General features: G+C 42.0%; 25 protein-coding genes. 16 read left to right on the top strand and 9 right to left on the bottom strand.

The features are described 5' to 3' along the window. Positions 1 to 106: 106 nt before the first annotated feature. The 5 genes from C6Y01_RS08835 to C6Y01_RS08815 form a co-directional block, all read right to left on the bottom strand. Complete coding sequence (locus C6Y01_RS08835; protein ID WP_034661892.1) at positions 107 to 706, bottom strand: response regulator transcription factor; 600 nt, start codon at positions 704 to 706, stop codon at positions 107 to 109. Further along, positions 703 to 1,839, bottom strand: a complete 1,137-nt coding sequence (locus C6Y01_RS08830; RefSeq protein WP_060762666.1) for a sensor histidine kinase — start codon at positions 1,837 to 1,839, stop codon at positions 703 to 705. The genes C6Y01_RS08835 and C6Y01_RS08830 overlap by 4 nt, the downstream gene beginning before the upstream one ends. 118 nt (positions 1,840 to 1,957) lie before the next feature. Beyond that, positions 1,958 to 3,007 (bottom strand): Delta(5) desaturase DesA, encoded by a 1,050-nt coding sequence (gene desA, locus C6Y01_RS08825; RefSeq protein ID WP_034661887.1) that lies wholly within the window; start codon positions 3,005 to 3,007, stop codon positions 1,958 to 1,960. Positions 3,008 to 3,196: 189 nt separating this feature from the next. Beyond that, positions 3,197 to 4,639: a DEAD/DEAH box helicase gene (locus C6Y01_RS08820; RefSeq protein WP_034661884.1), complete on the bottom strand. Its 1,443-nt coding sequence runs from the start codon at positions 4,637 to 4,639 to the stop codon at positions 3,197 to 3,199. Positions 4,640 to 4,738: 99 nt separating this feature from the next. Beyond that, complete coding sequence (locus tag C6Y01_RS08815; protein WP_003216672.1) at positions 4,739 to 5,542, bottom strand: NAD kinase; 804 nt, start codon at positions 5,540 to 5,542, stop codon at positions 4,739 to 4,741. Positions 5,543 to 5,987: 445 nt separating this feature from the next. On the opposite strand from C6Y01_RS08815, the gene sppA reads away from it, so the two are divergent. From sppA to C6Y01_RS08750, 13 genes are all read left to right on the top strand, one after another. After that, positions 5,988 to 6,989, top strand: a complete 1,002-nt coding sequence (gene sppA / locus C6Y01_RS08810) for a signal peptide peptidase SppA (RefSeq protein ID WP_106038064.1) — start codon at positions 5,988 to 5,990, stop codon at positions 6,987 to 6,989. 14 nt (positions 6,990 to 7,003) lie between these two features. Continuing rightward, entirely contained in the window at positions 7,004 to 7,525 is a 522-nt protein-coding gene (locus C6Y01_RS08805) for an RDD family protein (RefSeq protein WP_095285568.1), read from the top strand. A 115-nt stretch (positions 7,526 to 7,640) separates the two neighbouring features. After that, positions 7,641 to 8,330, top strand: coding sequence for a DUF2953 domain-containing protein (locus C6Y01_RS08800; RefSeq protein ID WP_223249898.1), 690 nt, complete (start codon positions 7,641 to 7,643; stop codon positions 8,328 to 8,330). Between the two features lie 14 nt (positions 8,331 to 8,344). Beyond that, on the top strand, positions 8,345 to 8,797 hold the full coding sequence (ytfJ, locus tag C6Y01_RS08795) for a GerW family sporulation protein (RefSeq protein ID WP_003216488.1): 453 nt from the start codon (positions 8,345 to 8,347) through the stop codon (positions 8,795 to 8,797). 112 nt (positions 8,798 to 8,909) lie between these two features. Next, positions 8,910 to 9,410 carry a thiol peroxidase gene (gene tpx / locus C6Y01_RS08790; RefSeq protein ID WP_034321005.1) on the top strand — a complete coding sequence of 167 codons (501 nt, stop codon included), beginning with the start codon at positions 8,910 to 8,912 and terminating at the stop codon, positions 9,408 to 9,410. Positions 9,411 to 9,498: 88 nt separating this feature from the next. Then, positions 9,499 to 10,473: a class I SAM-dependent methyltransferase gene (locus C6Y01_RS08785; protein ID WP_034661875.1), complete on the top strand. Its 975-nt coding sequence runs from the start codon at positions 9,499 to 9,501 to the stop codon at positions 10,471 to 10,473. Between the two features lie 229 nt (positions 10,474 to 10,702). After that, entirely contained in the window at positions 10,703 to 11,887 is a 1,185-nt protein-coding gene (locus C6Y01_RS08780) for an acetate kinase (RefSeq protein ID WP_034661872.1), read from the top strand. A gap of 106 nt (positions 11,888 to 11,993) precedes the next feature. Next, positions 11,994 to 12,509, top strand: a complete 516-nt coding sequence (locus C6Y01_RS08775) for a MogA/MoaB family molybdenum cofactor biosynthesis protein (RefSeq protein WP_034661870.1) — start codon at positions 11,994 to 11,996, stop codon at positions 12,507 to 12,509. Positions 12,510 to 12,682: 173 nt separating this feature from the next. After that, positions 12,683 to 13,894: an argininosuccinate synthase gene (locus C6Y01_RS08770; protein WP_106038063.1), complete on the top strand. Its 1,212-nt coding sequence runs from the start codon at positions 12,683 to 12,685 to the stop codon at positions 13,892 to 13,894. Continuing rightward, positions 13,891 to 15,264 (top strand): argininosuccinate lyase, encoded by a 1,374-nt coding sequence (gene argH / locus C6Y01_RS08765; RefSeq protein WP_106038062.1) that lies wholly within the window; start codon positions 13,891 to 13,893, stop codon positions 15,262 to 15,264. The genes C6Y01_RS08770 and argH overlap by 4 nt, the downstream gene beginning before the upstream one ends. A gap of 177 nt (positions 15,265 to 15,441) precedes the next feature. Further along, positions 15,442 to 16,197: an SDR family oxidoreductase gene (locus C6Y01_RS08760; RefSeq protein WP_008343153.1), complete on the top strand. Its 756-nt coding sequence runs from the start codon at positions 15,442 to 15,444 to the stop codon at positions 16,195 to 16,197. 66 nt (positions 16,198 to 16,263) lie between these two features. Next, positions 16,264 to 16,947 carry a metal-dependent hydrolase gene (locus tag C6Y01_RS08755; protein ID WP_095285565.1) on the top strand — a complete coding sequence of 228 codons (684 nt, stop codon included), beginning with the start codon at positions 16,264 to 16,266 and terminating at the stop codon, positions 16,945 to 16,947. Between the two features lie 145 nt (positions 16,948 to 17,092). Further along, positions 17,093 to 18,415, top strand: a complete 1,323-nt coding sequence (locus tag C6Y01_RS08750; protein ID WP_034661859.1) for a CBS domain-containing protein — start codon at positions 17,093 to 17,095, stop codon at positions 18,413 to 18,415. Positions 18,416 to 18,482: 67 nt separating this feature from the next. Here C6Y01_RS08750 and C6Y01_RS08745 read toward each other — a convergent pair whose 3' ends face one another. Continuing rightward, positions 18,483 to 18,785 (bottom strand): YtpI family protein, encoded by a 303-nt coding sequence (locus C6Y01_RS08745; RefSeq protein ID WP_003216665.1) that lies wholly within the window; start codon positions 18,783 to 18,785, stop codon positions 18,483 to 18,485. Between the two features lie 147 nt (positions 18,786 to 18,932). Here C6Y01_RS08745 and C6Y01_RS08740 point away from each other — a divergent pair, with 147 nt between their 5' ends. Further along, positions 18,933 to 19,874 carry a DHH family phosphoesterase gene (locus tag C6Y01_RS08740; RefSeq protein ID WP_034661858.1) on the top strand — a complete coding sequence of 314 codons (942 nt, stop codon included), beginning with the start codon at positions 18,933 to 18,935 and terminating at the stop codon, positions 19,872 to 19,874. 51 nt (positions 19,875 to 19,925) lie between these two features. On the opposite strand, the gene C6Y01_RS08735 is transcribed toward C6Y01_RS08740, so the two are convergent. The 3 genes from C6Y01_RS08735 to ytrH all read right to left on the bottom strand — a co-directional run bounded on the left by C6Y01_RS08735 (position 19,926) and on the right by ytrH (position 21,062). Beyond that, a complete protein-coding gene (locus C6Y01_RS08735; RefSeq protein ID WP_003216400.1) occupies positions 19,926 to 20,111 on the bottom strand; it encodes a YtzJ family protein in 186 nt (61 codons plus the stop codon). Positions 20,112 to 20,220: 109 nt separating this feature from the next. After that, positions 20,221 to 20,724 carry a sporulation membrane protein YtrI gene (gene ytrI, locus C6Y01_RS08730; RefSeq protein ID WP_034661857.1) on the bottom strand — a complete coding sequence of 168 codons (504 nt, stop codon included), beginning with the start codon at positions 20,722 to 20,724 and terminating at the stop codon, positions 20,221 to 20,223. Continuing rightward, on the bottom strand, positions 20,721 to 21,062 hold the full coding sequence (gene ytrH / locus C6Y01_RS08725; RefSeq protein WP_034661856.1) for a sporulation membrane protein YtrH: 342 nt from the start codon (positions 21,060 to 21,062) through the stop codon (positions 20,721 to 20,723). Before ytrH ends, ytrI begins: the two co-directional genes overlap by 4 nt. A gap of 137 nt (positions 21,063 to 21,199) precedes the next feature. Between ytrH and dnaE the strand changes: the two genes are divergently transcribed. Further along, positions 21,200 to 24,535 carry a DNA polymerase III subunit alpha gene (dnaE, locus tag C6Y01_RS08720; RefSeq protein ID WP_106038061.1) on the top strand — a complete coding sequence of 1,112 codons (3,336 nt, stop codon included), beginning with the start codon at positions 21,200 to 21,202 and terminating at the stop codon, positions 24,533 to 24,535. A gap of 141 nt (positions 24,536 to 24,676) precedes the next feature. Continuing rightward, positions 24,677 to 25,909 (top strand): NADP-dependent malic enzyme, encoded by a 1,233-nt coding sequence (gene ystJ, locus C6Y01_RS08715; RefSeq protein ID WP_034661854.1) that lies wholly within the window; start codon positions 24,677 to 24,679, stop codon positions 25,907 to 25,909. Positions 25,910 to 26,149 lie beyond the last annotated feature (240 nt).

The following is a 26,149-nucleotide window of genomic DNA, read 5'->3' as shown; positions in this document are numbered from 1 at the left end:
AGGAGTGCGGTCTGTTGTCAATTGCATTTTGATAGTTGGTGATAAAAATAGAGGGGGATTTTTGGTAGAAAAAAAGATCAAGGCACATGTGTCCTGATCTTTTTTCTTATTTAAACCAGCCTTTTTCTTTTGAGCGTGTAATGGCTTCAATGCGGTTTTTCACTTCTAGCTTATCTAAAATAATGGAAATGTAGTTCCGGACAGTGCCGCTTTTAATGCTGAGTTCCTTAGCAATTTCTTTTGTGTTTTTGCCGTCTGCGACGAGTTCTAGGACCGATTTCTCTCGTTCTGTTAAAGGATTTTCGTCACTATATAAGTCTTCCATTAATTCAGGGGCGTACACCTTTTTCCCTTTCATCACGCTCCGAATGGCACTTGCCAGATCTTCGCTTGGGCTGTCTTTAAGCATATAGCCGCTGACGCCAGCTTTGAGCGCTCTTTGGAAATAACCAGAGCGGGCAAAGGTCGTTAAAATGATGATTTTCACATCTGTCCCTTTGAGCTCTTCTGCTGCATCAAGTCCGGATTTCCCTGGCATTTCAATATCCATTAAGCAAATATCAACAGGGTGCTTTTGGGCAAAATCGATGGCATCCTGGCCATTCGTTCCTTTCCCAACTACCTTCATATCGTCTTCTAAATCAAGAAGTGAACCGAGCGCACCAAGCAGCATTTGCTGATCCTCTGCGATAAAGATATTGATCATTTCATTCCCTCCTTTTCTTTTGCTGCTGAATCATTTGGAATGCTCATGATCAGCTTCGTCCCATCTTTTGTCTCAAGGTGAAGGCGTCCATTTGCAAATTCCAATCGTTCTCTAATCCCTAAAAGGCCATGTCCCTTCGTTTGAGAGGAGGGATGATCTCCTTTAAATGTCCCATCATCTTCAACCGTGATGACCGCTTCTTTTGACTTTTGATGAATGGTTATTTTACAGACTGTGGCATCACTATGTTTGACGATATTGGTGACCGCTTCTTTTATACACATGCTCACAATGTTTTCGTTGAGAAGAGAGATGTGTTTCGGTGCTTCCTTTTCATCATAGATCAATTCTATCCCGGCCGCTTCGAGAATTTGCTCTATGTTCACCATTTCATCCTTGATCCGAATACCTTTCATGGAGGAAACAATTTTCCGAACTTCATTGAGAGACGTTCTGGCTGTTTGCTGGACACTTTTCAGTTCGGCACGTGCCTGCTCTGGGTCTTTATAAACCAGTTTTCGGGCAAGATCACTCTTTAAACCGATGAGGGAAAGCTTTTGTCCAAGGGTATCATGCAGATCACGTGCAATTCGCTGCCTTTCTTCAATTTTTACAAGGTCAGCGATACGTTCATTGGCATCTTCTAATTTCTCTTCGAGCCGTTCACGTTCCTTCCTGCTTCGAATGCTAAGGGGGAGGAGAATGGCACTAATGAGTGTAATGAGAACCAAGGGAATTTGCGTGAGAAACCAGCCCTTTTTTAAGATCAGACTGAAATTCACCGCAATGGCGGCGCTTCCGACATGAATATAGTATAAGATATAGAAAGGTACTTTTCTTTTAATATGCCCATTGAAATAGGCAATGCAAAAAGCGAAATAAATGTAGCTGTAGAGCATGACATAGCCAGTAGAAATCGCAATCAAGAGAAGGCCTAATACATATAAAGACCAGCCTTTTGCGATAAAGGCAAAACGATAGACAGCGAAAAAGACAACGTTCAAAATAATGCCTATCACAATGCCTAAAGTCGAAGGAGCCTTAATGATAAAATAAAAGGGAAGGATGAAAAAAATGGCCCATATATAGGGAGAAATCCCATGCAATTTTTGAATTTTAAGTTGTTTTTTCATCCGTGAATCACCTTTTCCATTTTTTCATTCTTTTTCACTACTTTATCAAATTGAACACGTTATCGCATCCTGCAAATACCAACAAGCTCCTTCTATTGTAAGAAAGAGCTTGCGTCGTTTACGCATTCTTCTTGAGAATGTCTCCTTTGATGACAGGTGTGCTTCTAGTCTGACGTGCTTCTTTAAAGGTAACAAATGCTTTGGTTTCTTCATCCCAAAGTCTAAATTTCATTGACTCGATACTTGTTTTTAAAGTGATGGTTGGAACATTTTGAAGCGGCTCACTATGCTCATGTGCATGCTCCAAATGATAATTCGGTACCCTCGGGCTTAAATGATGGACATGGTGATAACCGATATTGCCTGTTAACCACTGAAGGAGTTTTGGCAATTTGTAAAAAGAACTGCCTTCTACTGCTGCCTGCACATAATTCCAATGTTCATCTGCTTCAAAGTAAGAATCCTCAAACGTATGCTGCACATAAAACAGCCATACACCGATTGATCCAGAAATCAGGAAGATTGGACCTTGGACAAGTAACAAACCTTGCCAGCCAAAAAGGAGATAGGTCGCTCCTGCCAATAAAACAATTGATATGTTTGTGAAATACGTATTCCAGCGCTCTTTTTTACGAGCATTTTTGACGTTGAAACGGTTTTTAAACAGGAAAACAAAGATCGGTCCCAAAATAAACATCACAAAAGGATTACGATAAAATCTGTAGCGAAATTTCGTCCATACTGATGCTTCTTGATATTCTTTGACTGTCAGGAGCCAAATATCACCAGTACCTCGTTTGTCTAAATTACTGCTTGTGGCATGGTGAATCGAATGATCTCTTTGCCATTGAAGATAAGGGAAAAGGGTGAGTACACCTGTTAAGAAACCGAACAAGTGATTCATCTGCTTCTGTTTGAAAAAGGATTGGTGGCAGCAGTCGTGAAAAATAATAAAGACACGTACTAAAAAACCAGCTGCAATAACCGCAAAGAAGAGGGTTAAAAGGTAGGAGATGTTCAGGCTATAATAGGCAAGAAACCAAAGCCCCAAAAATGGAATAAATGTATTAAAGAGCTGCATGATACTTTTTTTAGAATTAGCACCAGAGAATTGGCCAACTTGTTTTCTTAAAGTGGCTTGCTGCTGTGTGTTTGTTGAAGTCGTCATGAACGTTCAAGTCCTTTCCGTTTCTTTCTACTTCAAAGTATAGAAGGAAAGGTGTCATGCTCATAGTAGCACCCATCATGTATTCGATATGACATTTGTCATGTTGGACGCCGGAAAGGCTGACGGTATCAGGGTTTGTAAGCTTATTTTATTTTAAATAAAAAAGTAAAGGCGCTTAGCCTTCACTTTTTATGAACGTGCTTCATGAACTTTTAACTGCTTACCTTTAATGGTTGTATGGCGCATGGCATTCAGCACAAGAGGGCCTTTGCCGTTTAAAATATCGACATATGTTTTCGTGTCTTGAATGGTAATAATCCCAATGTCATCGAAGGCAACGCCTTCTATTTTGGCAATGGTCCCAACGAAATCAACAGCCCGCAGTTTCTTTTTCTTCCCGCCGTTAAAATAAAGCTTCATAATATCCTTCTCAACGCCTGCCTGTTTATTTTCCTTTTGAATCGGTGTTTCAATCTTTTCTTCAAAGCTTTCTACATGCTGCTCTGCGTCTTCCTTTGTTGGATAAGGCTGCGTCTGGAAATCAATACCTGCTTCCTGCTTTAATTCATCAATCAGAGGCTTTGCGTTTTTGGTCATAAACGCAATGGTTTTCCCGCTTTTCCCCGCTCTGCCAGTTCTTCCTGTTCGGTGAATATAGCGCTCTTTTTCATAGGGCAGATCGTAATGAATCACATGTGTCATATCACTGACATCAATGCCCCGGGCTGCTATATCGGTTGCGATCAAATAACGGAACTCACCGTTTTTGAATTCATCCATGACAGCGAAGCGGTCTTCCTGTCTCATGCCTCCATGAATTTTGTCACAAGGCACATCCCATTCGTCCAGCTTCATTGTGAGTTCATTCACTCGGTCCTGTGTATTACAGAAAATAATGCAGCTATCTGGATTTTCAATGACGATCGTACGCTGAAGAAGGGAGAATTTTGCTTCTTCTTCCGTTTCAATCACGGTGTGGGTGATTTGTTGTACAGACGTTTCCGCACGTGCGATTTCAATCACTTTTGGTGATTGTAAAAACTGATCGCTCAATTTCTTCATCTCATCAGACATGGTCGCTGAAAACAGCATTGACATGCGCTTTGGCGGCAGATACTGAATAATAGAAGAGACTTGATCAATAAATCCCATGTTCAGCATTTCATCCGCTTCATCTAACACGAAAAATTTGAGGTTTTCTAATGAAAGAGTACCTTTCTCAAGGTGATCCAAGACTCGTCCTGGTGTTCCGCACACAATATGGTTTTTTTGTGCAAGCTCTACTTTTTGGGCTTGAAAAGGGGCTTTTCCATAAATGGCTGCGGCTTTGATTCGTTTCAATCGTCCAAGGCTTGTGAGATCCTGTTTGACCTGCATGGCGAGTTCTCGTGTTGGAACGAGGATGAGGGCTTGAGGTTTATTTTCAGCCCAATCGACCATTTCACAAATCGGCAAACCATAGGCTGCGGTCTTGCCGCTGCCAGTTTGAGATTTGACGATCAGATCCTGCTTTGAAAAAGCAACGGATAATGTCTCGTGCTGAACAGGTGTAGGTGTATGGAAGTGAAGTGCTTTTAGCGCTTGTTTTAATTCATTGCTTAATGGATATTGATCAAATTGTTGTAATGTCATCGTGTTCTCCTTTTCGTACATTCATACTTGTGACATCATACCATAACCATGACCGTGAATGAAAAGACATGAAAAAAAGCCCCATAAAGGAGCTTTTGATTAAAGGAATCTGCGTTTTACTTTTTCCCAGTAGGAGTTGTCTTTTAATTTCACTGTTTTAATGACTTTTCCTGAAAGGCCGATGTCAATTTGTTTGACGTGTTTCGTGCCAAGCGCTTCGTTATCAAGCCCGATAATTGGATGGTCGTTTCCGTCCTGCACAACCTTCAGCGTTAGCTTGCGGTCACTGCTTAAGATGAAAGGAGCACCCAGTGTACGGTACGAGTTGTTGTTTAGCGATGCAAGCTCTGTGACTTGCATACAAGGGAGCATCGGATCAACCACGGCGCCGTTTACCGATTTATTGTAGGCTGTTGAGCCGGTCGGAGTAGAAATAATCATTCCGTCTCCTCTAAATGTTTCAAAGTGGAAATCATCTATATACACATCGATCACAAATGTTTTAATAATGCTTGAGCGGATCGACAGTTCATTTAAGCAATGGAACTGATTGGTACTGTCAACGCTTACATCGATGATCGGATATTTTCTCACTTCAATCTGTTCAGTGTTCATGGCATCAATCATTTTATCAAAATGCTCTAATGAAAAATCGCAGTATAGATGCGAATTCTCTGTTTTTGATACCCCTACATACAAGCAGTCATCCCGGAAATTCGTTTTGCGGACTGCTTGAAGAAATGTGCCATCCCCGCCAATTGAAGCAATAATATGGGCATCCTCTGCACGCTTGACGACTTGAAAGCCTTGATCGGTAGCGAGCTTCTCCAGAGAAGAAATGTGTCCATCCAATTCATGATCTTTTTTGTAAAAGAAAAATACATTGCGACGATTGTCTGTCATTGACGTTCTCCCCTTTGTTGTCAAAAATAGTTTTCCAATAATAAAGGGCTTACATGTGAACCCTTGCTCACATTTTACACTTTTTTCATATGAAAGTAAAAACATTAGAAAAACCTGCATGATGATGGCATTCGTTTTTAGAAATGAGCCAATGTAAGGGATTCGAAAAGGGCAGGATTTGAGCATAATTGAATAGCTTCTTTCTCATGAAAGAGTGGTTTAGGTGTTTCGTTGTGGTGTAGAACTAGCCTATTAGGTGCAGAGGGAGGATAAAAAAGCCAATTTTTCGTCATGCGCATCTCAAAGGAGACGATGTAAAGTTGATCGTGAATGAAAAGAGGTGCTATCATATGATGAAATGAAATGTAAAAAAACCACAATTCCTGTGAAACATTTCATGTGAATATTCGTATCAATGAAGAGAGACAAAAAGGAGGAGAAAAAGATGAATGCGAAAAGATGGGTAGCGTTAATCATTGCACTAGGTGTTTTCGGATTTTCAATTGTGATAAGTGTCACGATGGCCTTGTTCGAAAACTTCAATGACAATAAAATGAGCTATCAATTTGGGGATGAAATAGAAGAAAAGGTACTAGAGGATGGAAGCGGTGCTGAAAAAATTGCGGTTCTTGAGATTAATGGAACCATTCAAGATAATGGCGGCGCATCAAGTCTGTTAGGCGGAGAAGGTTATGATCATCGTGCATTCCTCAAGGAACTAGAAAAAGCGAAAGATGATGCTTCAGTAAAAGGTGTACTGCTGCGCGTCAACTCTCCTGGCGGCGGTGTCTATGAAAGTGCGGAAATACATAAAAAATTAGAAGAAGTGAAAAAAGCGAAGAAGCCGATTTACGTCTCCATGGGCTCAATGGCAGCTTCTGGCGGTTACTACGTATCAACTCCAGCCAAGAAAATCTTTGCTTCACCTGAAACATTAACAGGATCGTTAGGTGTGATCATGCAAAGCTTGAACTATTCAAAGCTGGCAGATAATTTAGGTATTAAATACGAAACAATTAAGAGCGGAAAATTTAAAGACATCATGTCACCAAATCGTGATATGACAAAAGATGAGCGCGACATCATGCAAAGCATGGTTGATAACTCGTATGAAGGGTTTGTCAAAGTCATCTCTGAAGGACGCGGCATGTCAAAACAGGACGTCAAGAAAATTGCTGACGGCCGGGTCTATGACGGAACGCAGGCGAAATCGAACGGATTAGTCGATGAGCTAGGATATTATGAAGATGCAATCAAAGCAATGAAGAAAAATGAAAAAGGGTTAAAAGGAGCGACAGTGATCAGCTATTCTCAAAGCTTTGGCTGGAACTCTCTCTTCAATATGAGCGCAAGCAAACTCTTTAAAAGTGAAATTGATTTTCTCAATCTAAAAGAAACACTGGCTGGCTCAAACGGGTCTAAACCGATGTATCTCTATTCAAAATAAAGGAGGGATCATAGATGGATTCTACATTCGATGAAGTAACCGAAAGCCGCAGCCAAGAAGAATCGAATCCGGCTCTTGCGAAACGTGCAGTGATTGAAGCACAGGCGTTTGCAGGCTTTTGGATTAGGTTTTGGGCGTTTATTCTTGATTGGCTCGTCGTCTGGGGTGTCAACCATTTGACGGTTTCTCCAATCTTTAGTCTGTTTGGCTGGTCCAAAGGAGGAGGATGGTTTTCTCCATTCTCCGTCACAACGACGATTGTATTTCTGCTTTATTTCGCCATCATGACGAAAATCTTTCAACAAACGCTTGGGAAAATGGTGTTTGGGATAAAAGTGGTCTCACTTCAGCCTGAGAAGAAACTGGCATGGGATGTCATTTTCTTTAGAGAGATTGTGGGACGCTATATTAATACGCTTTTTGTTCTCTATGCTATTGTTGGGTTCACACCGAAAAAGCAAGGGGTTCATGATTACTTTGCCGATACGGTGGTCGTCCATGAACACCTATATGAAAAAACAGAAGCAAACGTATAATCAGAGGAGTTTGGCCGGGTACCGGTCAAACTCTTTTTTCATGATTGGGTATAAAATCCAGATTGAGAGCCATAATCGTAGAGAAGCATCATTTGTTATGGAGGAAGTGAGCACAGTGCTTTACGTTTGGATCGCAGCTTTTTTGTTCCTTGGGATCTTATTGATCTTCATGAAAGTGACCATTTCACTGGATTATTCACATGCAAATGACAATGACCACCTTGCACTGAAGATCATCACCTTATATGGAATCATCAGACTCAAAAAAGACATTCCGATGGTGAGGGTCAATCCAGAAGATCAAACGATTGATATACGTGAAAAGAAGATGGCGAGCGCCAAAACCCCTAGTCACGAAAAAGAATCCATACATCAAAAAGTGGGAAAACGTGATATGAAGCAAATCCTTCATCAAATGGAGCGCATCACAAAAGAGATCGTCGATTTAAACCGGATCATGCGTAAATTCTTCATTCACATCAGAATTGTATCGTTTCACTGGTCAACATGGATCGGCTTTCATGACGCCGCTTTAACAGGTGTAGCAGCCGGCGGTGTGTGGTCAGTCAAAGGAGCACTGCTTGCCTTTATGCAGGAGCATCTCACCTTTAAGCATAAACCGGTATATGAAGTCATTCCTGCCTTTCAGCATAATGTGTCACAGACCCAGTTTACATGTATAGCTTATTTTCGTATTGGACATGCTATGCTTGCAGCCATTCGTTTACTTGTCCATTGGTTAAAAGGAAGAAAGGCGAGAAAAAATGCCTCTCTTCAAGCAACGAAGAATGAATCATCTGTTTAAGGAGGAACCCGAAAATGGCAGATCATCCAATCCAAGGTCTTATGAAGACAGCGATGGAAAACTTAAAAGAAATGATAGACGTGAATACGATCATCGGCGATCCAGTCGAAACCCCTGACGGCAGTGTCATTCTTACTGTGTCGAAGGTTGGTTTTGGATTTGCAGCCGGCGGCAGTGAATTTAACGGGAACCAAAAGAAAGAAAAACGTTCTGATGATCAAGAACGAAAAGAACCGAGACTCCCATTTGGCGGAGGAAGCGGCGGAGGTGTGTCTATTACACCAATCGCCTTCTTAATTGTCGGAACAAACGGCGTTCGAATGCTTCATTTGGATGAACATACACATCTGCTTGATAAAATATTGGATTCTGCTCCTCAAGCAATTGAACGTCTTCAGCACATGTTTAAGAAGGATGAACGGGAAAACCGTCATAAAGAACGAAAACTAGATGACATAGACCTTTAAAAAGTTAGCTGCGCTGCAGTTAACTTTTTTTTCAAAAGTGACGATTAGGCTTTGCAGTTTTTTGCTTTCTCTACTATGATAGAACCATACATTTGATAAGGGAGGAATTGTTTTGGCATCGATCACATTTAAAGGGAGTTCTGTCACGCTTGTAGGAAATGAAGTGAAAGTAGGCGAGCAGGCTCCAGATTTCACGGTATTAACGAACTCACTAGGGGAAGTTTCACTTTCAGATTTAACAGGAAAAGTGACGATCATCTCAGTGATTCCTTCTATTGATACAGGTGTGTGTGACGCACAAACAAGACGTTTCAATGAAGAGGCAGCCGGTTTAGGTCCGGTCAATATCTATACAATTAGTGCAGACCTTCCATTTGCACAAGCACGCTGGTGCGGAGCAAACGGAATTGAAAATGTCGAAACATTATCTGATCATAGAGATATGTCATTTGGTGAAGCATTCGGAGTATATATGAAAGAATTGCGTTTATTGGCGCGCGCAGTCTTCGTATTAGACCCGAGCGGAAAAGTGGTTTACACTGAATACGTAAGTGAAGCAACGAATCACCCAAATTATGAAAAAGCCATTGAAGCTGCAAAATCACTGTTATAAAAGCAGCATCGACAAGAGCTCCGGCTTCATCCTGGGGCTCTTTTCAATGAGGAGATATAGCTTTTAACAAAGCGAGGAGAGAAAAGCATTGCAGAAAGATCAAGTAAGTACGATTTTCGAGCTGCTCGATACAGCTTCTATTCGATTAAAAAAGGACCAAAGCATTTCCTATATTGAAGCATTGGCAGAAGCAGGAGAAGCCTTTTTCCAAGCAAATGATCGAGACGGTTTACTAAAGGATTTAATAGAGAAAGCAGATTTTGCTTCTTATGATCATGAGCAGATTCGTAAAGCGTTTCAGCTCGCCGTATTGAAAGGACAAAAGGATATTTCCCATCCAAATCGTCAGATGACCCCAGATACGATCGGGCTGTTTGTCAGCTATTTGGTGAATAAATTTTTAGAAGGACAAAAAGAGCTTGTTGTCTTTGATCCAGCAGCGGGAACAGGGAACTTACTGCTTGCTGTCTTAAACAATCTCACTGCAGAAACAAAGCGCGGCTTTGCGTCTGAAATTGATGATGTACTCATTAAAATTGCATGGGCACAGGCAAACTTGGAAGAGAAGGAAGTCGAGCTTTTCCATCAAGACAGCCTTGAGCCGCTTTTGATCTCACCAGTAGATGTCACTGTATGCAGTCTGCCAGTCGGTTATTACCCAAATGATGAGCGTGCAGCAGACTATGATTTGAAGGCAAAAGAAGGACATGCCTTTGCCCATTATTTATTCATTGAACAAAGCCTTCGTTATACGAAAGAAGGCGGCTTCTTATTCTTCATCATTCCAAACGATTTGTTTGAAGGAAAAGAAAGCGTGCAATTAAAGGATTTTATCAAAGATCATGCATATATGAATGCGTTAATTCAGCTCCCGGTCTCCATGTTCAAGGACAAAAAGCACGCCAAAAGCTTGTTTGTGATGCAAAAGAAAAAGGAAGGCTTGGAAGCACCAAAACGGATGCTCTTTGCCAATCTGCCGTCTTTTTCACAGAAGGAAGCCATGGTGGGTGTGATGAGAAAATTAGATCAATGGTTTATTGAAGAAAAAGAAACGAAAGAATAGCCAGAGTGATGTCTGGCTATTTTATTATTCAGAAAATAACGACTTATCGATGTAAGCGGTAACAGTTTGAAGGTGCACTTGAAATGCAAAGTTTTCAATGTTTAAATGAAAAAGTCAGATATTTTTCGGACTTATCGTTAAACTATAAAAGACCCGTCAAACAGGTTGAATATAGCACCGGAAAAAACGTGAAACCTTATATAACAACTGAGTAAAAGGAGCGACAGGAATGTCTAAAATTATTGCAATCAACGCAGGAAGCTCATCTCTTAAATTCCAATTGTTCGACATGCCAGAAGAAACCGTTTTAACAAAAGGCCTTGTTGAAAGAATCGGAATGGACAACAGTATCTTCACGATTTCTGTAGATGGAGAAAAGAAAACAGAAATCACAGATATTCCAGATCATGCAGTAGCGGTCAAAATGCTGCTTGAAAAACTAATTGAATTTAACATCATCAAAGACTTTAATGAAATTGATGGCGTAGGACACCGCGTTGTTCACGGCGGAGAGAAATTCAGCGACTCTGTTCTTTTAACTGATGAAGTCATCAATGACATTGATCAGCTTTCAGAGCTAGCACCACTGCACAACCCTGCAAACGTTGTAGGAATCAAAGCATTCAAACAAATTCTGCCTGACGTACCAGCGATTGCTGTGTTCGATACAGCCTTCCACCAAACAATGCCAGAGCAGTCTTACCTATACAGCCTTCCATACGACTACTACAAAAACTTTGGTATTCGTAAATACGGATTCCACGGGACAAGCCATAAGTTCGTAACAGAGCGTGCAGCAGAGCTATTAGGCCGTCCTCTTGAAGAGCTTCGTTTGATCTCTTGCCACCTTGGAAATGGTGCAAGTATCGCAGCAGTTGAAGGCGGAAAATCAATCGATACTTCAATGGGCTTCACACCGCTTGCGGGTGTTGCAATGGGTACACGTTCAGGTAACATTGACCCTGCCCTTATTCCATTTATTATGGAGAAAACAGGACATACAGCTGAAGAAGTACTTTCTACTTTGAATAAGAAGAGTGGTCTTTTAGGTGTGTCTGGTCTATCAAGTGACCTTCGTGATATCGAAGAAGCAACAGAAGAAGGAAACGACCGTGCAGAAGTAGCTCTTGATATTTTTGCAAGCCGTATTCATAAATATATCGGTTCTTATGCAGCGAGAATGAATGGTGTAGATGCGATCATCTTCACAGCTGGAATCGGTGAAAACAGTTCAGAAGTAAGAGCTCGTGTACTTCGTGGTCTAGAATTCATGGGCGTTTACTGGGATCCTTCTCTTAACAACATGAGAGGCGAAGAAGCATTCATCAGCTACCCGCACTCTCCTGTAAAAGTGATCGTCATCCCAACGAACGAAGAAGTAATGATTGCAAGAGACGTTATGCGCTTAGCGTAATCAAAAATGAAGAAGCTCTTTTCCAATAAGGAAAAGAGCTTCTTTCTGTTAAAAGCAGCATGCTATAATGTTGTCCAATACGAAGCAAAAGGGAGCGGTGTGAAAAATGAGCGTGACAGAACATAAACGTGAGGCGAAAGAGAGGCTTTATGTAAAAGTCATTACAGTCAGTGATACAAGAACGAAAGAAACAGATAAAAGCGGCCGCCTGATGATTGATTTGCTTAGAGAACAGGGACATCTCATTCTTGCATACGATATTGTAAAAGATGACATTGGAGCGATCCAAGACGCTGTGCTAGAGGGAACAAGCGAACCGAAAATAGATGCCGTCTTATTAAACGGGGGGACAGGGATTGCCGCAAGGGATGTCACCATTGAAGCGATCACCCCACTTTTCTCCAAGGAGCTGCCTGGCTTTGGCGAAATCTTCCGCATGCTGAGCTATACAGAAGACATCGGTTCAGCCGCTATCTTGTCCCGGGCAACGGCAGGGGTCGTCAACCAGAAAGCCGTCTTTGCCACACCAGGCTCTACTGGAGCTGTTCGTTTAGCCATGACAAAACTCATGATTCCAGAGCTTCCTCACGTCTTACGAGAGCTTGAAAAGGATCAAAAATAGCCCAAAATGACTCGGCCAAGAAAATTTGGCGGAGTTTTTTTCATAAAGGGGTTGAAAAAACAATTTTTCCTTGTTACAGTGTATACATACTAAATGCATTTTTATAAATAAAAACTTATTTTTATGCAAAAAACATTCACAGAATCAAAACAAGCGAGAGGAGCTTTTCAATCATGTCACAAAATAAAAAAGTCGTATTAGCATATTCCGGAGGTCTTGATACCTCTGTTGCAGTTAAATGGTTACAAGAGCAAGGGTACGAAGTCGTTGCTTGCTGCCTGGATGTAGGTGAAGGAAAAGACTTAGTATTCGTTCAACAAAAAGCACTTCAAGTCGGAGCGGTTCAATCTTACATGATTGACGCAAAAGAAGAATTCGCAGAGGAATTTGCACTGACTGCATTACAAGCACACACCATGTATGAGGGAAAATATCCGCTTGTATCTGCACTATCTCGTCCACTTATTGCAAAAAAATTGGTGGAAGTCGCAGAGAAAGAAAATGCAGTAGCGGTTGCTCACGGATGTACTGGAAAAGGAAACGACCAAGTCCGTTTTGAAGTATCCATTAAAGCGTTGAATCCAGACCTAGAAGTTCTTGCACCAGTGCGTGAGTGGAAATGGTCCCGTGATGAAGAAATCGATTATGCACAAAAGCACGGTATTCCAATTCCGATTAACTTAGACAGCCCATATTCAATCGACCAAAACCTTTGGGGCAGAAGTAACGAGTGCGGCATTTTAGAAGATCCTTGGGCTGCACCGCCAGAAGGAGCATATGATCTAACGACTCCACTTGAAAAAACACCTGACACACCTAAGACCATCGAAATCACGTTTGAAAAAGGAAAACCAACAGCCATTGATGGTATTCAGTATTCATTATCTGATCTCATCCTTCATTTAAATGAAATCGCTGGTCAGCATGGGGTTGGCAGAATCGATCACGTTGAAAACCGTCTTGTTGGCATCAAATCTCGTGAAGTGTACGAGTGCCCAGGTGCTGTCACACTTCTAAAAGCGCATAAAGAGCTTGAAGATTTAACACTAGTGAAAGAAGTCGCACACTTTAAGCCAATCATTGAACAAAAAATGGCTGAATTAATATACAACGGATTATGGTTCTCACCGCTTAAAGAAGCATTAGATGCTTTCTTACAAGAAACACAACAGAACGTAACAGGTGTTGTACGTGTGAAACTATTTAAAGGCCATGCCATTGTAGAAGGACGTAAATCACCATATTCACTTTATGATGAAAATCTAGCAACATACACAAAAGCAGATGAATTCGATCATGATGCTGCGGTAGGATTTATTAATCTTTGGGGCTTACCAACAAAAGTAAACAGCATCGTGAATAAAAAGGAGCAGGTTAAAGCATGAAAAAGCTTTGGGGAGGCCGATTTCAAAAAACACCAGAAAAATGGGTCGATGAGTTTGGCGCGTCCATTCATTTCGACAAACAATTAGTCAAAGAAGATCTGACCGGCTCCCTTGCTCATGCAAGTATGCTGAATACATGCGGTATCCTGGGCGATGACGAGGCCGCTGCCATCAAAGATGGACTGAATACGCTCATGAAAAAGGCAGAGGCAGATGAATTGGAATTCTCAGTAGATTATGAGGACATCCATTTAAACCTTGAAAAAATGCTCATTGATGAGATTGGTCCGCTTGGCGGCAAATTGCACACAGCGAGAAGCCGGAATGATCAGGTCGCAACCGATATGCATTTATATTTGAATAACCAAGTAGAGCATATCATTGAACTGATCTCTTCCTTTCAAACAGTGCTTGTGGAAAAAGCAGAACAGCACGTTGAAACGATTTTTCCAGGATATACGCACTTGCAGCGTGCACAGCCTATTTCCTTTGCTCATCATATGCTCGCCTATTTCTGGATGCTTGAGCGTGACAAAGCGCGTTTTCAAGATTCGTTGAAGCGAATTAACGTGTCTCCACTTGGATGCGGAGCGCTAGCAGGAACGACATTTCCGATTGATCGTGAATATACAGCAGAGCTGCTTGGCTTTGATCATATTTACGAAAACAGCCTTGATGGCGTGAGTGATCGGGATTTCATTTTAGAGTTTTTGTCAAACAGCAGCCTTGTGATGATGCATCTCTCACGTCTTTGTGAGGAAATCATTTTATGGTGCTCTCAAGAATTCAAATTCATTGAACTTGATGACACATATGCAACAGGCAGCAGCATGATGCCGCAAAAGAAAAACCCGGATATGGCAGAATTGATCCGCGGGAAAACAGGCCGTGTGTATGGCAATCTGATGGGACTTCTCACCATTATGAAAGGTTTGCCGCTTACGTATAACAAAGACCTGCAAGAAGATAAAGAAGGCATGTTTGATACAGTAAAAACCATTGCTGGCAGCCTGCAAATCTTCACAGGCATGATTCAAACCATGACGGTGAACGAGGATGTCATGAAAAAGGCAACAAAAGAAGATTTCTCAAATGCGACCGAAGTGGCAGACTACCTAGCGAAAAAAGGCATGCCATTCCGTGAAGCACACGAAATCGTTGGCAAGCTTGTGTATACGTGCATTCAAAAAGGCATCTACTTAAGTGATCTTCCGTTTGAAACATTTACAGAAGCAAGCGATCTCTTTGAACAAGACATTTACACCGTTCTTGATCCGTATGTTGCTGTTGAAAAAAGAACAAGTGCAGGTGGAACTGGATTTAAACAAATTCAGCTCGCTTTAGAAAAAGCAAAAGCCTGCCTAGCGTAACAAGTCAAAAAACCATTCGTATGATGCGGATGGTTTTTTTGCTGTCAGAAAGGAGAATCCTCTTCCTTGGAGAACCTGATAGCAGAAAGGGTTCATAAGTGCGCCAGATGCTGGTTTGTAGTAAAGTAAAGATAAGAAACATGTGAACTTGCAACCTTTGCTTTAGGAGGAGATTGTGTGCGACACGCATTAATAACAGCGGGTTCTAAAGGACTTGGCAGGAAAGTCACCGAGTCTTTACTGAATATGGGGTATTCTGTGACAGTGAATTATCGAAGTGATGATGAAGCTGTCCGGCAGATGAAAGAAGAATTGCAGGAATACGAAGAAAAGCTTCAATTTGTCCAAGGAGATGTGACAAACAAAGAAGATTTAAAAAACATGGTAGAGCTGGCAGCAGAGCGATTTGGGCGGATCGATGCCTTGATTAACAATGCTGGACCTTATATTTTTGAACGTAAGAAACTAGCGGATTACTCTGAAGATGAATGGTATCAAATGATGGAAGGCAACCTATCCGCAGTGTTCCATTTGTTCCGAATGGTCATCCCCATGATGAGAAAACAAGGCTTTGGCCGCATTATCACGTATGGCTTCCAAGGAGCAGACCATGCACCAGGCTGGATGCACAGATCAGCCTTCGGAGCGGCAAAAGTGGGGCTTGCGTCATTGACGAAAACCATTGCGATTGAAGAAGCCGAAAACGGCATCACAGCCAATATGGTTTGCCCAGGCAAAATCGTTGGAGACATGAAAGAATCCACAATAGAAGAAGCACGCCAGATCAAAGACGATGAAACGCCTATTGGCAGGTCTGGTACTGGAGAGGATATAGGGCGCATCATTTCATTTTTATGCGATGACCGCTCAGACCTGATTACAGGGACCGTTATTGAAGCAACAGGTGGTCTTAACGTCATTCACAGACATTAAGTTTTCCAGCTTTTTATACAGGGAATAGATGAAGTGAGATCAAATTCGAAAGGTGGATATACTCACATGAAAGCTACATATCACGGACATTCAGTCGTACACATTGAAACAAACGGATACCATATTTGGATTGATCCATTTTTAAATGGAAATAAGCACACAGATATCAAGCCGCAAGATGTCAAAGCGGATGTTATTTTACTGACACATGGGCATGGAGATCACCTCGGTGACACCATTGAAATCGCTAAAAACAATGACGCGCTCGTTGTCGCGCCAAACGAACTTGCCGTTTATTTAAGCTGGCAAGGGGTGAAAACGCACCCGCTTCATATCGGCGGCGGACGTGAGTTTGAATTTGGTAAAGTCAAGCTCACGCAAGCGTTCCATGGTTCAGCTGTCATTGATGAAGATGCAAAAACGATTACGTATACAGGCATGCCATCAGGTATTTTATTTACCGCAGAGGGCAAAACGATTTATCATGCTGGAGACACTGCGCTCTTTTCAGATATGAAGCTGATCGGTGAGCTGAATCATATTGAGCTTGCATTCCTTCCGATCGGTGATAACTTCACGATGGGGCCGGACGATGCAAGAATCGCAGCCGAATGGCTTCGGGCGAAGCAGGTCGTGCCGATTCACTACAGCACATTCCCGCCGATTGAACAGGACCCGCATGCATTTGCAGACAGCCTGCATGGCGGCGTTGGTCATGTGTTAAACAGCGGAGAATCAATTGAGATTTAAGCATCATATCAAAAAGCCGGCATTCCAATGCCGGCTTTTTTTGTTTACGTGTATCGTGCTGAAAAAGACAAATTGCTATTAAAAGCCTCCTGCCCTTATAATGAAACATAGATGAAAACGCTGAAAACAAAAAGGGTGAACGGGATTGGCGACAAAGCATGAACAAATTTTATCGTATATTGATTCATTAGATGTTGGAGAGAAAATTTCTGTCCGGCGTATTGCGAAAGAAATGAAAGTGAGTGAAGGGACCGCTTACCGGGCCATCAAGGATGCTGAAAATAAAGGATTCGTCAGTACCATTGAACGAGTTGGTACCATTCGGATTGAACAGAAGAAAAAAGAAAATATTGAAAAACTGACATATGCGGAAGTGGTCAATGTCATTGACGGACAGGTGCTTGGAGGACGAACGGGCTTACATAAAACATTAAACAAATTTGTCATCGGAGCGATGGAGCTTGATGCGATGATGCGCTACACGGCAGCTGGAAACCTGCTGATTGTCGGAAACCGGATCAATGCACACAGACAAGCATTAGAGGCAGGAGCAGCTGTGCTGGTCACGGGCGGCTTCTCAACAGATGATGAAATCATTCAGCTCGCAGATGAGCTTGAGCTGCCGATCTTATCGACAAGCTACGATACATTTACCGTAGCAGCTCTCATAAACCGAGCCATTTATGACCAACTAATAAAAAAAGAGATTGTGCTTGTGGAAGATATTTTAACGCCGATCGAACGAACGGTGTATTTATCACCAGAGGATAAGCTTGAAAAATGGTATGAAAAGAATTATGAAACTGGCCATGGCCGTTTTCCGGTCGCAGACGACCAAATGAAAATTCACGGAATCCTCACCTCAAAGGATATCGCGGGGCATGACCGCTCTACACCGATTGAAAAGGTGATGACGAAAAATCCACTGACAGTCATTGGAAAAACCTCTGTCGCCTCTGCTGCTCAAATGATGGTATGGGAAGGCATTGAGGTGCTGCCAGTCGTAGATGATTATGCGAAACTAATTGGGATGATCAGTCGTCAGGATGTGCTGAAGGCGCTTCAAATGATTCAAAAGCAGCCGCAGGTCGGCGAAAAACTGGATGATGTTGTCTCAAGAGGGTTTAAAGATACCGATACAGATAAGCCAAAGGCAAATGCGGTGTATCAATATGAGGTCACACCCCAAATGACAAACCAGCTCGGAAACATTTCATATGGAGTGTTCACGCAAATTTTAATTGAATCCGCCAACCGCTTCTTAAAGTCTCATAAAAAAGGGGAGCTGATTGTCGAAAGTCTCTCTGTCTACTTCTTAAAACCGGTTCAAATGGAATCCACGATACAGATCAAGCCGAATATTTTAGAAGTAGGCCGCAAGTTTGGAAAGCTGGAAGTGGAGGTATATCATCAATCGAATATCGTAGGGAAAGCGATGCTGATGGTGCAGCTGATGGAGAGAGGATAATCGTAAAAGGGCGATGACGAAAATGACAAAGGGCTAAAATAAACATCATTTTAGCCCTTCTCTCTTATTATGCGTGATCTTTTTCGCCTTCCTTTAAAAAGAGCGGAAGGTAATGCTTGTAGGCTTTATATCCAGCCCACGTACTGCCGATACCGACAGCAACAAAAATAAATCCAATGACAAATGCGAGTGACGAGCGGTTTAAAAATAATTGATTCACACCGAAGAGCAGGACAAAGCAGCCAAGTGCCATACTGGATTTAGCCGACCAGAATTTCTTTTCGACTGGGCGGTTCGTACGGACATTCTTTGCTTTGTAGTATAAATAAAACATGGCAGAACAAATAATAAACACAATCAAAACAAGCATGTGCCAAGCCTCCATTGTAAGTGGTTACAACCCTATTTTAAACGTAAATAGGCTTGCTTACTAGAATAAATTGTCTATTCCTCACTTTTCCGTCAGGATAGATTATGATTTAATAATAAAAAGAGTATCGGATAAGAAGGAGTTTTTATGAAAAAAGAACTGATTAGAACCATATCATTATATGACACCATCATCATTCATAGACATGTAAGACCAGATCCTGATGCGTATGGATCGCAGTGCGGCCTTACGGAAATCTTGCGTGCCACCTATCCAGAAAAAAATATTTATGCGACAGGAACCCCGGAGCCATCCCTTTCATTTTTGTATGAACTTGATGAGGTTCCGGATGACGTGTACAAAGATGCCCTTGTCATTGTCTGTGATACAGCCAATCAAGCAAGAATTGACGATCAGCGCTATTCAATGGGCGATAAGCTGATGAAAATTGACCATCATCCAAATGAAGATCCGTATGGTGATTTGCTTTGGGTGGATACAGAGGCAAGCTCTGTGAGCGAAATGATTTATGAATTGTATTTAGAGGGGAAAGAAGAAGGATATCAGCTGAATACAAAGGCGGCTGAACTCATTTATGCCGGCATTGTAGGAGACACAGGCCGCTTCCTTTTCCCAAACACGACGAAAAAGACGCTCAAATATGCTGGAGAGCTTATTGAATATCCATTTTCATCTTCAGACCTTTTCAATCAATTGTATGAGACGGACTTGAATGTCGTGAAATTAAATGGCTATATTTTTCAACATATTTCTTTGTCAGAGAATGGGGTCGCCTCTGTTTTCATTAAGCGCGATATTTTGGAATCGTTCCAAACAACAGCGCAGCAAGCCTCACAGCTTGTTGGGACACTAGGCAATATTGCAGGGATTAAGGCATGGGTCTTTTTTGTGGAAGAAAACGATCAGATTCGTGTCAGATTCCGTTCTAAAGGGGTCGTCATTAATACCATTGCGAAAAAATATCATGGCGGCGGCCACCCGCTTGCAGCTGGTGCGTCTATTTATGATTGGGCCGTGGCAGATGAGATTTTGCGTGATTTAGAAGAAGTATGTAAATCATCATCATGAGAGAGGGGGGCTTCAAGTCCCCTCTCTCTTTTTTTGTCAGGGAGAAAAGGGTTACTTGCATACAGGGATAAACCAGCAGCCGATGTCAGTTGAATCTTCATAGGCTTGGAGATTTTGATGCTTTAATTCTTTTTTAATTAAATGAGCCATCATTTCTGTCTCAGCATAAGCGCACATACCGTCCTTGATCCGGCTTGCTTTGTCTCGTGCCATTTGACGATAGCTGTAAACCTCCATTGTCCTCACCTCTTTCTGTTTTAGATCTCGTTCTACTTTTAGTGTATAAAAATAATGAGGGAAAAGCGATCATTGAGGGCAGAAATTCATAAAAATTCCACATGATCATTTATTCAGCAAATGAAATGCGCACTTCAAGTGAAAGCTTCGTATAAATCGTCAGCTCTGTCACTTTGGCGCGGTATGCCTTTTCCCGAATGGTATATTCTTTGTTTTCCACTGTCCGTTTTAATAATTCCTTTGTTTTATAGACACTTTCAATATCCTTTGTAATGACCTCTGAGATATCCTCTTTGACCTGATCTTCAAATTTCAGCGTATCTGGCTCTGGGATTTTATATTGCTCACGATTGACGAGATGGACATCTACGCTTTGGATCAGCAGCCGCTGTTTATTATCCTCATTTAACTTATGCAAATCTTCCCGATAGAGTGTGATTTGTTCTTTCAGACTGTCCATATGGTGCTGCTGGCTTCTAAGCTGTGTCACCTGCTTTTCCTGAAAGGTTCCGTATGTAAAGAGGAAAATGAGCCAGCTCACAATCGCGCCAAACATCATCCCTGCAAAAAAACGCTGCCAGCCTGGACGTTTGTACAGCTCCGGCACCCTCATGATGACACATGCTCCTGTGTGAGCCACGTAATAATGAGATAACCTGTTTGCGCACCGCCCATGGCAGAGACAATTAATAAAATCTGCTTGAAAATATCACGCGTGTTCCCTTCGAAAATGCCTCTTTCAAAGCTATAAACGGCATCAAAAGTTCCACCGATAGCTGCGACAAGCGCCCAAATCTTTAAACGGTTGGCAAGACTCGTAATAATGGATAAAGGCGGCTGACCAGATAAATAAGCACCAACACCACCTATGATGGCACCGCCCAAAATGACCCCAAGAGCAATAAAATAACAGCTAATAAAATTCGGAATAAAAGCTTCCTTCACATCCATTGTGTCCACCTCACTCTATTCAATATATGGTGTGTGCGGGACAAGTATGAACGGACAGAAAAGAAAGAACATTTGTTTCTCACCGCATCGCGTTTTATAATGAAAGAATGACTTTAGACGAAAGGAGTGGATTAAGCATGTCTTATGTTCATCTTCAGGTCCACAGTGGATACAGCTTATTAAGCAGTGCGGCAAAAGTAAAGGAGCTCGTGCTGAAAGCGAAAGAACTTGGCTGCAAGGCGCTCGCTCTTACCGATGACCATGTGATGTATGGAACGGTTGAATTTTATAAGGAATGTAAAAAACATGGCATCAAGCCGGTCATCGGTTTAACAGCTTCTGTCTTCATAGATGAACAAGAGACAGAGGCTTATCCCTTGGTACTCCTTGCCAAAAACAATGAAGGCTATCAAAACTTGATCAAAATCAGCAGTGTGCTGAAATCAAAATCAAAAGCTGGACTGAAAGAAAAATGGCTGAAAAGCTATCACCGCGGGCTCATTGCCATTACGCCAGGCGCTTCCGGCTACATTGAAACGCTGCTTCAGCATGATCAGATAGAAGAAGCGCATGATGCGGCGAAACAATTGAAAGATATTTTCGGTGAGGGACATGTGTACATCGCACTTCAGCCATTTCAGCAAGACGAATCGCTTGCCGGTAAACTCAGGGACGTCTCAAAAAGTGCGGAGATTCCTCTTGTTGCGACGGGAGATGTCCACTATATCAATCGAGAAGACAAAACCGCCTATACGTGTTTAAAAGCCATTAAAGCAGGGCAGCAGCTGTCAGAGATTGAGGAAGACCGAGGAGAAAAGCATTTCAGAACCCTTGAAGAAATGAAGGAATGGTATGCGCAAGATGAGGAGCTGCTGACAAGAACGGTGGAGATCGCAGACCGCTGTGAAGTCGATTTAAATCTTGGGCAGACAAAACTCCCTTCCTATCCGACTCCTGATCAATCAACAGCAGATCAGTTTTTACGCAGAGTGTGCGCAGAAGGGATGAAGCAAAGAAAGATTGCTTCAAATGATACGTATGTGAAAAGACTTGAGTACGAACTGAGCATTATCCAAAAAATGAATTTCAGTGATTATTTTCTCATCGTGTGGGATTTTATGAAGTATGCCCATGATCAAGGCATTGTCACAGGGCCAGGACGTGGATCGGCAGCAGGGTCACTTGTTGCGTATGTATTGTTTATTACAGATGTTGATCCGCTCCGTCACGGTCTGTTGTTTGAGCGTTTCTTAAATCCTGAGCGAATCAGTATGCCAGATATTGATATTGATTTCCCCGATACGAGAAGAGATGAAATCATTTCTTATGTAAAAGACAAATACGGAGACATGCATGTGGCACAAATTGTCACGTTTGGAACACTTGCAGCAAAGGCGGCCTTAAGAGATGTTGGACGTGTAATGGGGATTGATTCAAAGGCAGCGGACCGTCTTGCAAAGCTGATTCCGTCAAAGCCAGGAACGACGCTGAAAGAAGCGGTGACTGCATCCCCTGAATTAAAAACGATGCTCCAGCAATCCGAGGAGCTTCGAAAGGTCTTTCAAACCGCTTTAAAGGTTGAAGGCTTGCCAAGACATACCTCGACACATGCAGCCGGCGTTGTGCTGAGCGAGGAGCCGCTGACAGAGGTCGTTCCAATTCAAGACGGCCATGATGGTGTGTATTTAACGCAGTATGCGATGAATTATTTAGAAGATCTCGGACTTTTAAAGATGGATTTCTTAGGACTAAGAAACTTAACCTTAATTGAATCCATTAAAAACCAGATTGAAAGACAGGAAAACGTCCACATTAACTTTAGTGACATTTCATATGAAGATCAGAAAACATTTGAATTGTTATCAGCGGGAGATACAACTGGGATTTTCCAGCTTGAATCACAAGGAATGCGTCAGGTGCTGAGACGCCTGAAGCCCTCTAGTTTAGAAGACATCGTGGCGGTCAATGCCCTCTACCGTCCAGGTCCAATGGAGAATATCCCGCTCTTTATCGACCGAAAGCACGGCAGAGTCAAGGTCTCTTATCCGCATCCTGATTTGTATGACATTTTAAAGGACACATATGGGGTCATCGTCTATCAGGAGCAAATTATGCTGATTGCGGCGAAGATGGCAGGCTTTCAGCTGGGCGAGGCAGATCTATTAAGAAGAGCAGTTTCGAAGAAGGATAAAAAGGTCCTTGATGAAGAGCGAAGCCATTTTGTTGAAGGATGCCTAAAAAAGGAGTATCCTGTTAACATTGCAAATGACGTTTATGACTTAATCGTCAAATTTGCAAACTATGGTTTTAATAGAAGCCATGCTGTTGCATATAGCATGATTGGCTTTCAGCTTGCTTACTTAAAAGCGCATTATCCGTTATATTTTATGTGCGGACTTTTAACGAGTGTGATTGGAAATGAAGACAAAGTCGCTCAATATTTCTATGAGGCAAAGGAAAAAGGGATATCTGTGTTGAAGCCTTCTATTAATAAGAGTGAATTTCCATTTACGGTTGAAAAAGGGGAGATCCGCTACAGCTTAAGAGCGATCAAAAATGTCGGAGTGTCAGCTGTAAAGGATATATACAGGGCAAGACAGGAAAAGCCGTTTGAAGATTTATTTGATTTTTGCGCAAGAGTATCAGCAAAGAGTGTCAACCGAAAAACGATTGAAGCGCTCATTTTTTCAGGGGCGATGGATGAGCTTTATCCAAATCGTGCTTCGTTATTGGCATCAATAGATATTGCATTAGACCACGTGTCATTTTTAAATCCAGATGATCAACTGGACTTTCTGGGGGATACAACCTTCTCCATTAAGCCAAAATATGCGGAGATAGAAGAACTGCCGCTTGTCGATCTCCTGCAATTTGAAAAGGAGGCACTTGGGTTATATTTATCAAATCATCCTGTACAAACGTACCGAGATCGCTTAAGAGAGAATGGTGCAGTGGAAATCATCAGACTTTCTTCCTATATAAAGCGAAAGGTCTCAATGGGTGGTCTTTTGACAAAAGTGAAATCGATTCGGACAAAAAATGGACAATCGATGGCATTTGTCACATTTGGGGATGAAACGGGAGAAATGGAAGGCGTCGTCTTTCCAGAGCAATTTAGAAAGCTGTCCCCCTTACTTGAGGAGGGCGCCATGCTTTATGTTGAAGGCAGAATAGATGTCAGAAATGACAGCAGCCAAATCATCGTGCAAGAAGCCGTTCTGCTTGAAGAGATGGGCACACAAAGAAAAGAGTCTGTCTACATTCGGGTGAAAGAAGAAAACCATACGCAGGAACTGCTAGAGCAAGTAAAGCGGGTGATCTCGATGCACAGCGGAGAAGCAGATGTCTATTTGTATTATGAGAAGCAAAAAAAGACAGTGAGACTTCCAGATGCATACAAGGTTCATGCAGATCATGCTGTGATTTTCCAGTTAAAAGAGCTGCTTGGTGAACAAAACGTTGTGATTAAATGATGACAAATCACCTGAATATGTTTTACAAATTCACCTATTGTGTTATCATTTTAAAGATTCTGTGTATTTAAAACTGCCAGTATGTGCTTATCAACTTAGCAATTCATTAAATCATTTTCCACTTGAAGGAGTGTTCATCACATGTCATTAAGAGAAGAAGCATTACATATGCACAAAGAGAATCAAGGCAAACTCGAATCAAAATCAAAAGTACAAGTGAAAAATGCAAAAGACTTGAGCTTGGCTTACTCACCTGGTGTTGCAGAACCATGTAAAGATATTTATGACGACACAAGCAAAGTGTATGATTATACAATGAAAGGCAATATGGTCGCTGTTGTCACAGACGGAAGCGCTGTTTTAGGGCTTGGTAATATTGGGGCAGAAGCATCTCTACCAGTAATGGAAGGAAAAGCTGTATTATTCAAAAGCTTCGCGGGCGTTGATGCCTTCCCAATCGCGCTTGCGACAAACGATGTAGACAAAATCGTTGAAACAGTAAAGCTTCTTGAGCCAACGTTTGGCGGTGTCAACCTTGAAGATATTGCAGCTCCAAACTGCTTCATTATCGAAGAGCGCTTGAAAAAAGAGACAAACATTCCAGTGTTCCACGATGATCAGCACGGAACAGCGATTGTCACAGTAGCAGGACTTGTAAATGCCCTGAAACTGTCTGGAAAATCAATGTCCTCCATCAAAGTGGTGGCAAACGGCGCTGGAGCAGCGGGAATTGCGATTATCAAGCTTCTATATCATTTCGGTGTACGTGATATCATCATGTGCGATACAAAAGGCGCAATTTACGAAGGCCGCCCGAACGGTATGAATACAGTGAAAAATGAAGTCGCTAAATTCACGAACCAAGACCGTAAAGAAGGTTCATTAGAAGAAGTCATTGAAGGCGCAGACGTCTTTATCGGGGTTTCAGTGGCAGGCGCTTTAACAAAAGAAATGGTTGGAAAAATGGCAAAAGATCCTGTCATCTTCGCTATGGCGAATCCAAATCCAGAGATCATGCCAGAAGATGCACATGCAGCAGGTGCAAGTGTTGTAGGAACTGGCCGTTCTGACTTCCCGAACCAAGTGAACAACGTACTGGCATTCCCAGGAATTTTCCGCGGAGCATTAGATGTACGTGCAACTCACATTAACGAAGAAATGAAAATTGCAGCCGTTGAAGCGATTGCTTCTCTTGTTTCAGATGAGAAATTGTCAGCTGAATACGTCATCCCTGAACCATTTGATGCACGTGTAGCACCAGCGGTAGCAAAAGCGGTAGCAAAAGCAGCAATGGAAACTGGCGTTGCAAGAATCAAAGTCGATCCAGAAGCAGTCGCTGAAAAAACAAGAAAATTAACGATTATCGGCGAATAATCAATTGGAAAAGTGTGCACGTTCTTTCTGAAATTGGAGGAAAGACGTGCACCATTTCCTCTCTTACGCGAAAATTTTTTCATCCGGAATGATATTTTTTTGTAGACGTTCACAATTCACATATATCAACTGCTCAGCGCCCCAAACACATACTCATTTCTCATCAATTCCCCATTGAAAAAATTGAATGAAGGATGACAGCGTTTGACAAAAAAAGTACAATAGTTTCGGTACAGTTAT

The sequence above is a fragment of the Bacillus sp. NMCC46 genome (assembly GCF_002998465.1).
Taxonomy (GTDB): domain Bacteria; phylum Bacillota; class Bacilli; order Bacillales; family Bacillaceae; genus Bacillus.
The sequence above is the reverse complement of the archived record's forward strand: the minus strand, read 5'-3'. Positions and strand labels throughout refer to the sequence as shown.

Coding starts and splice junctions, on each gene's coding strand:
- C6Y01_RS08835 (WP_034661892.1), bottom strand. CDS start 706: ATGATCAATATCTTTATCGCAGAGGATCAGCAAATGCTGCTTGGTGCG.
- C6Y01_RS08830 (WP_060762666.1), bottom strand. CDS start 1,839: ATGAAAAAACAACTTAAAATTCAAAAATTGCATGGGATTTCTCCCTAT.
- desA (WP_034661887.1), bottom strand. CDS start 3,007: ATGACGACTTCAACAAACACACAGCAGCAAGCCACTTTAAGAAAACAA.
- C6Y01_RS08820 (WP_034661884.1), bottom strand. CDS start 4,639: ATGACATTACAACAATTTGATCAATATCCATTAAGCAATGAATTAAAA.
- C6Y01_RS08815 (WP_003216672.1), bottom strand. CDS start 5,542: ATGACAGACAATCGTCGCAATGTATTTTTCTTTTACAAAAAAGATCAT.
- sppA (WP_106038064.1), top strand. CDS start 5,988: ATGAATGCGAAAAGATGGGTAGCGTTAATCATTGCACTAGGTGTTTTC.
- C6Y01_RS08805 (WP_095285568.1), top strand. CDS start 7,004: ATGGATTCTACATTCGATGAAGTAACCGAAAGCCGCAGCCAAGAAGAA.
- ytfJ (WP_003216488.1), top strand. CDS start 8,345: ATGGCAGATCATCCAATCCAAGGTCTTATGAAGACAGCGATGGAAAAC.
- C6Y01_RS08780 (WP_034661872.1), top strand. CDS start 10,703: ATGTCTAAAATTATTGCAATCAACGCAGGAAGCTCATCTCTTAAATTC.
- C6Y01_RS08775 (WP_034661870.1), top strand. CDS start 11,994: ATGAGCGTGACAGAACATAAACGTGAGGCGAAAGAGAGGCTTTATGTA.
- C6Y01_RS08770 (WP_106038063.1), top strand. CDS start 12,683: ATGTCACAAAATAAAAAAGTCGTATTAGCATATTCCGGAGGTCTTGAT.
- argH (WP_106038062.1), top strand. CDS start 13,891: ATGAAAAAGCTTTGGGGAGGCCGATTTCAAAAAACACCAGAAAAATGG.
- C6Y01_RS08755 (WP_095285565.1), top strand. CDS start 16,264: ATGAAAGCTACATATCACGGACATTCAGTCGTACACATTGAAACAAAC.
- C6Y01_RS08745 (WP_003216665.1), bottom strand. CDS start 18,785: ATGCTTGTTTTGATTGTGTTTATTATTTGTTCTGCCATGTTTTATTTA.
- C6Y01_RS08740 (WP_034661858.1), top strand. CDS start 18,933: ATGAAAAAAGAACTGATTAGAACCATATCATTATATGACACCATCATC.
- C6Y01_RS08735 (WP_003216400.1), bottom strand. CDS start 20,111: ATGGAGGTTTACAGCTATCGTCAAATGGCACGAGACAAAGCAAGCCGG.
- ytrI (WP_034661857.1), bottom strand. CDS start 20,724: ATGAGGGTGCCGGAGCTGTACAAACGTCCAGGCTGGCAGCGTTTTTTT.
- ytrH (WP_034661856.1), bottom strand. CDS start 21,062: ATGGATGTGAAGGAAGCTTTTATTCCGAATTTTATTAGCTGTTATTTT.
- dnaE (WP_106038061.1), top strand. CDS start 21,200: ATGTCTTATGTTCATCTTCAGGTCCACAGTGGATACAGCTTATTAAGC.
- ystJ (WP_034661854.1), top strand. CDS start 24,677: ATGTCATTAAGAGAAGAAGCATTACATATGCACAAAGAGAATCAAGGC.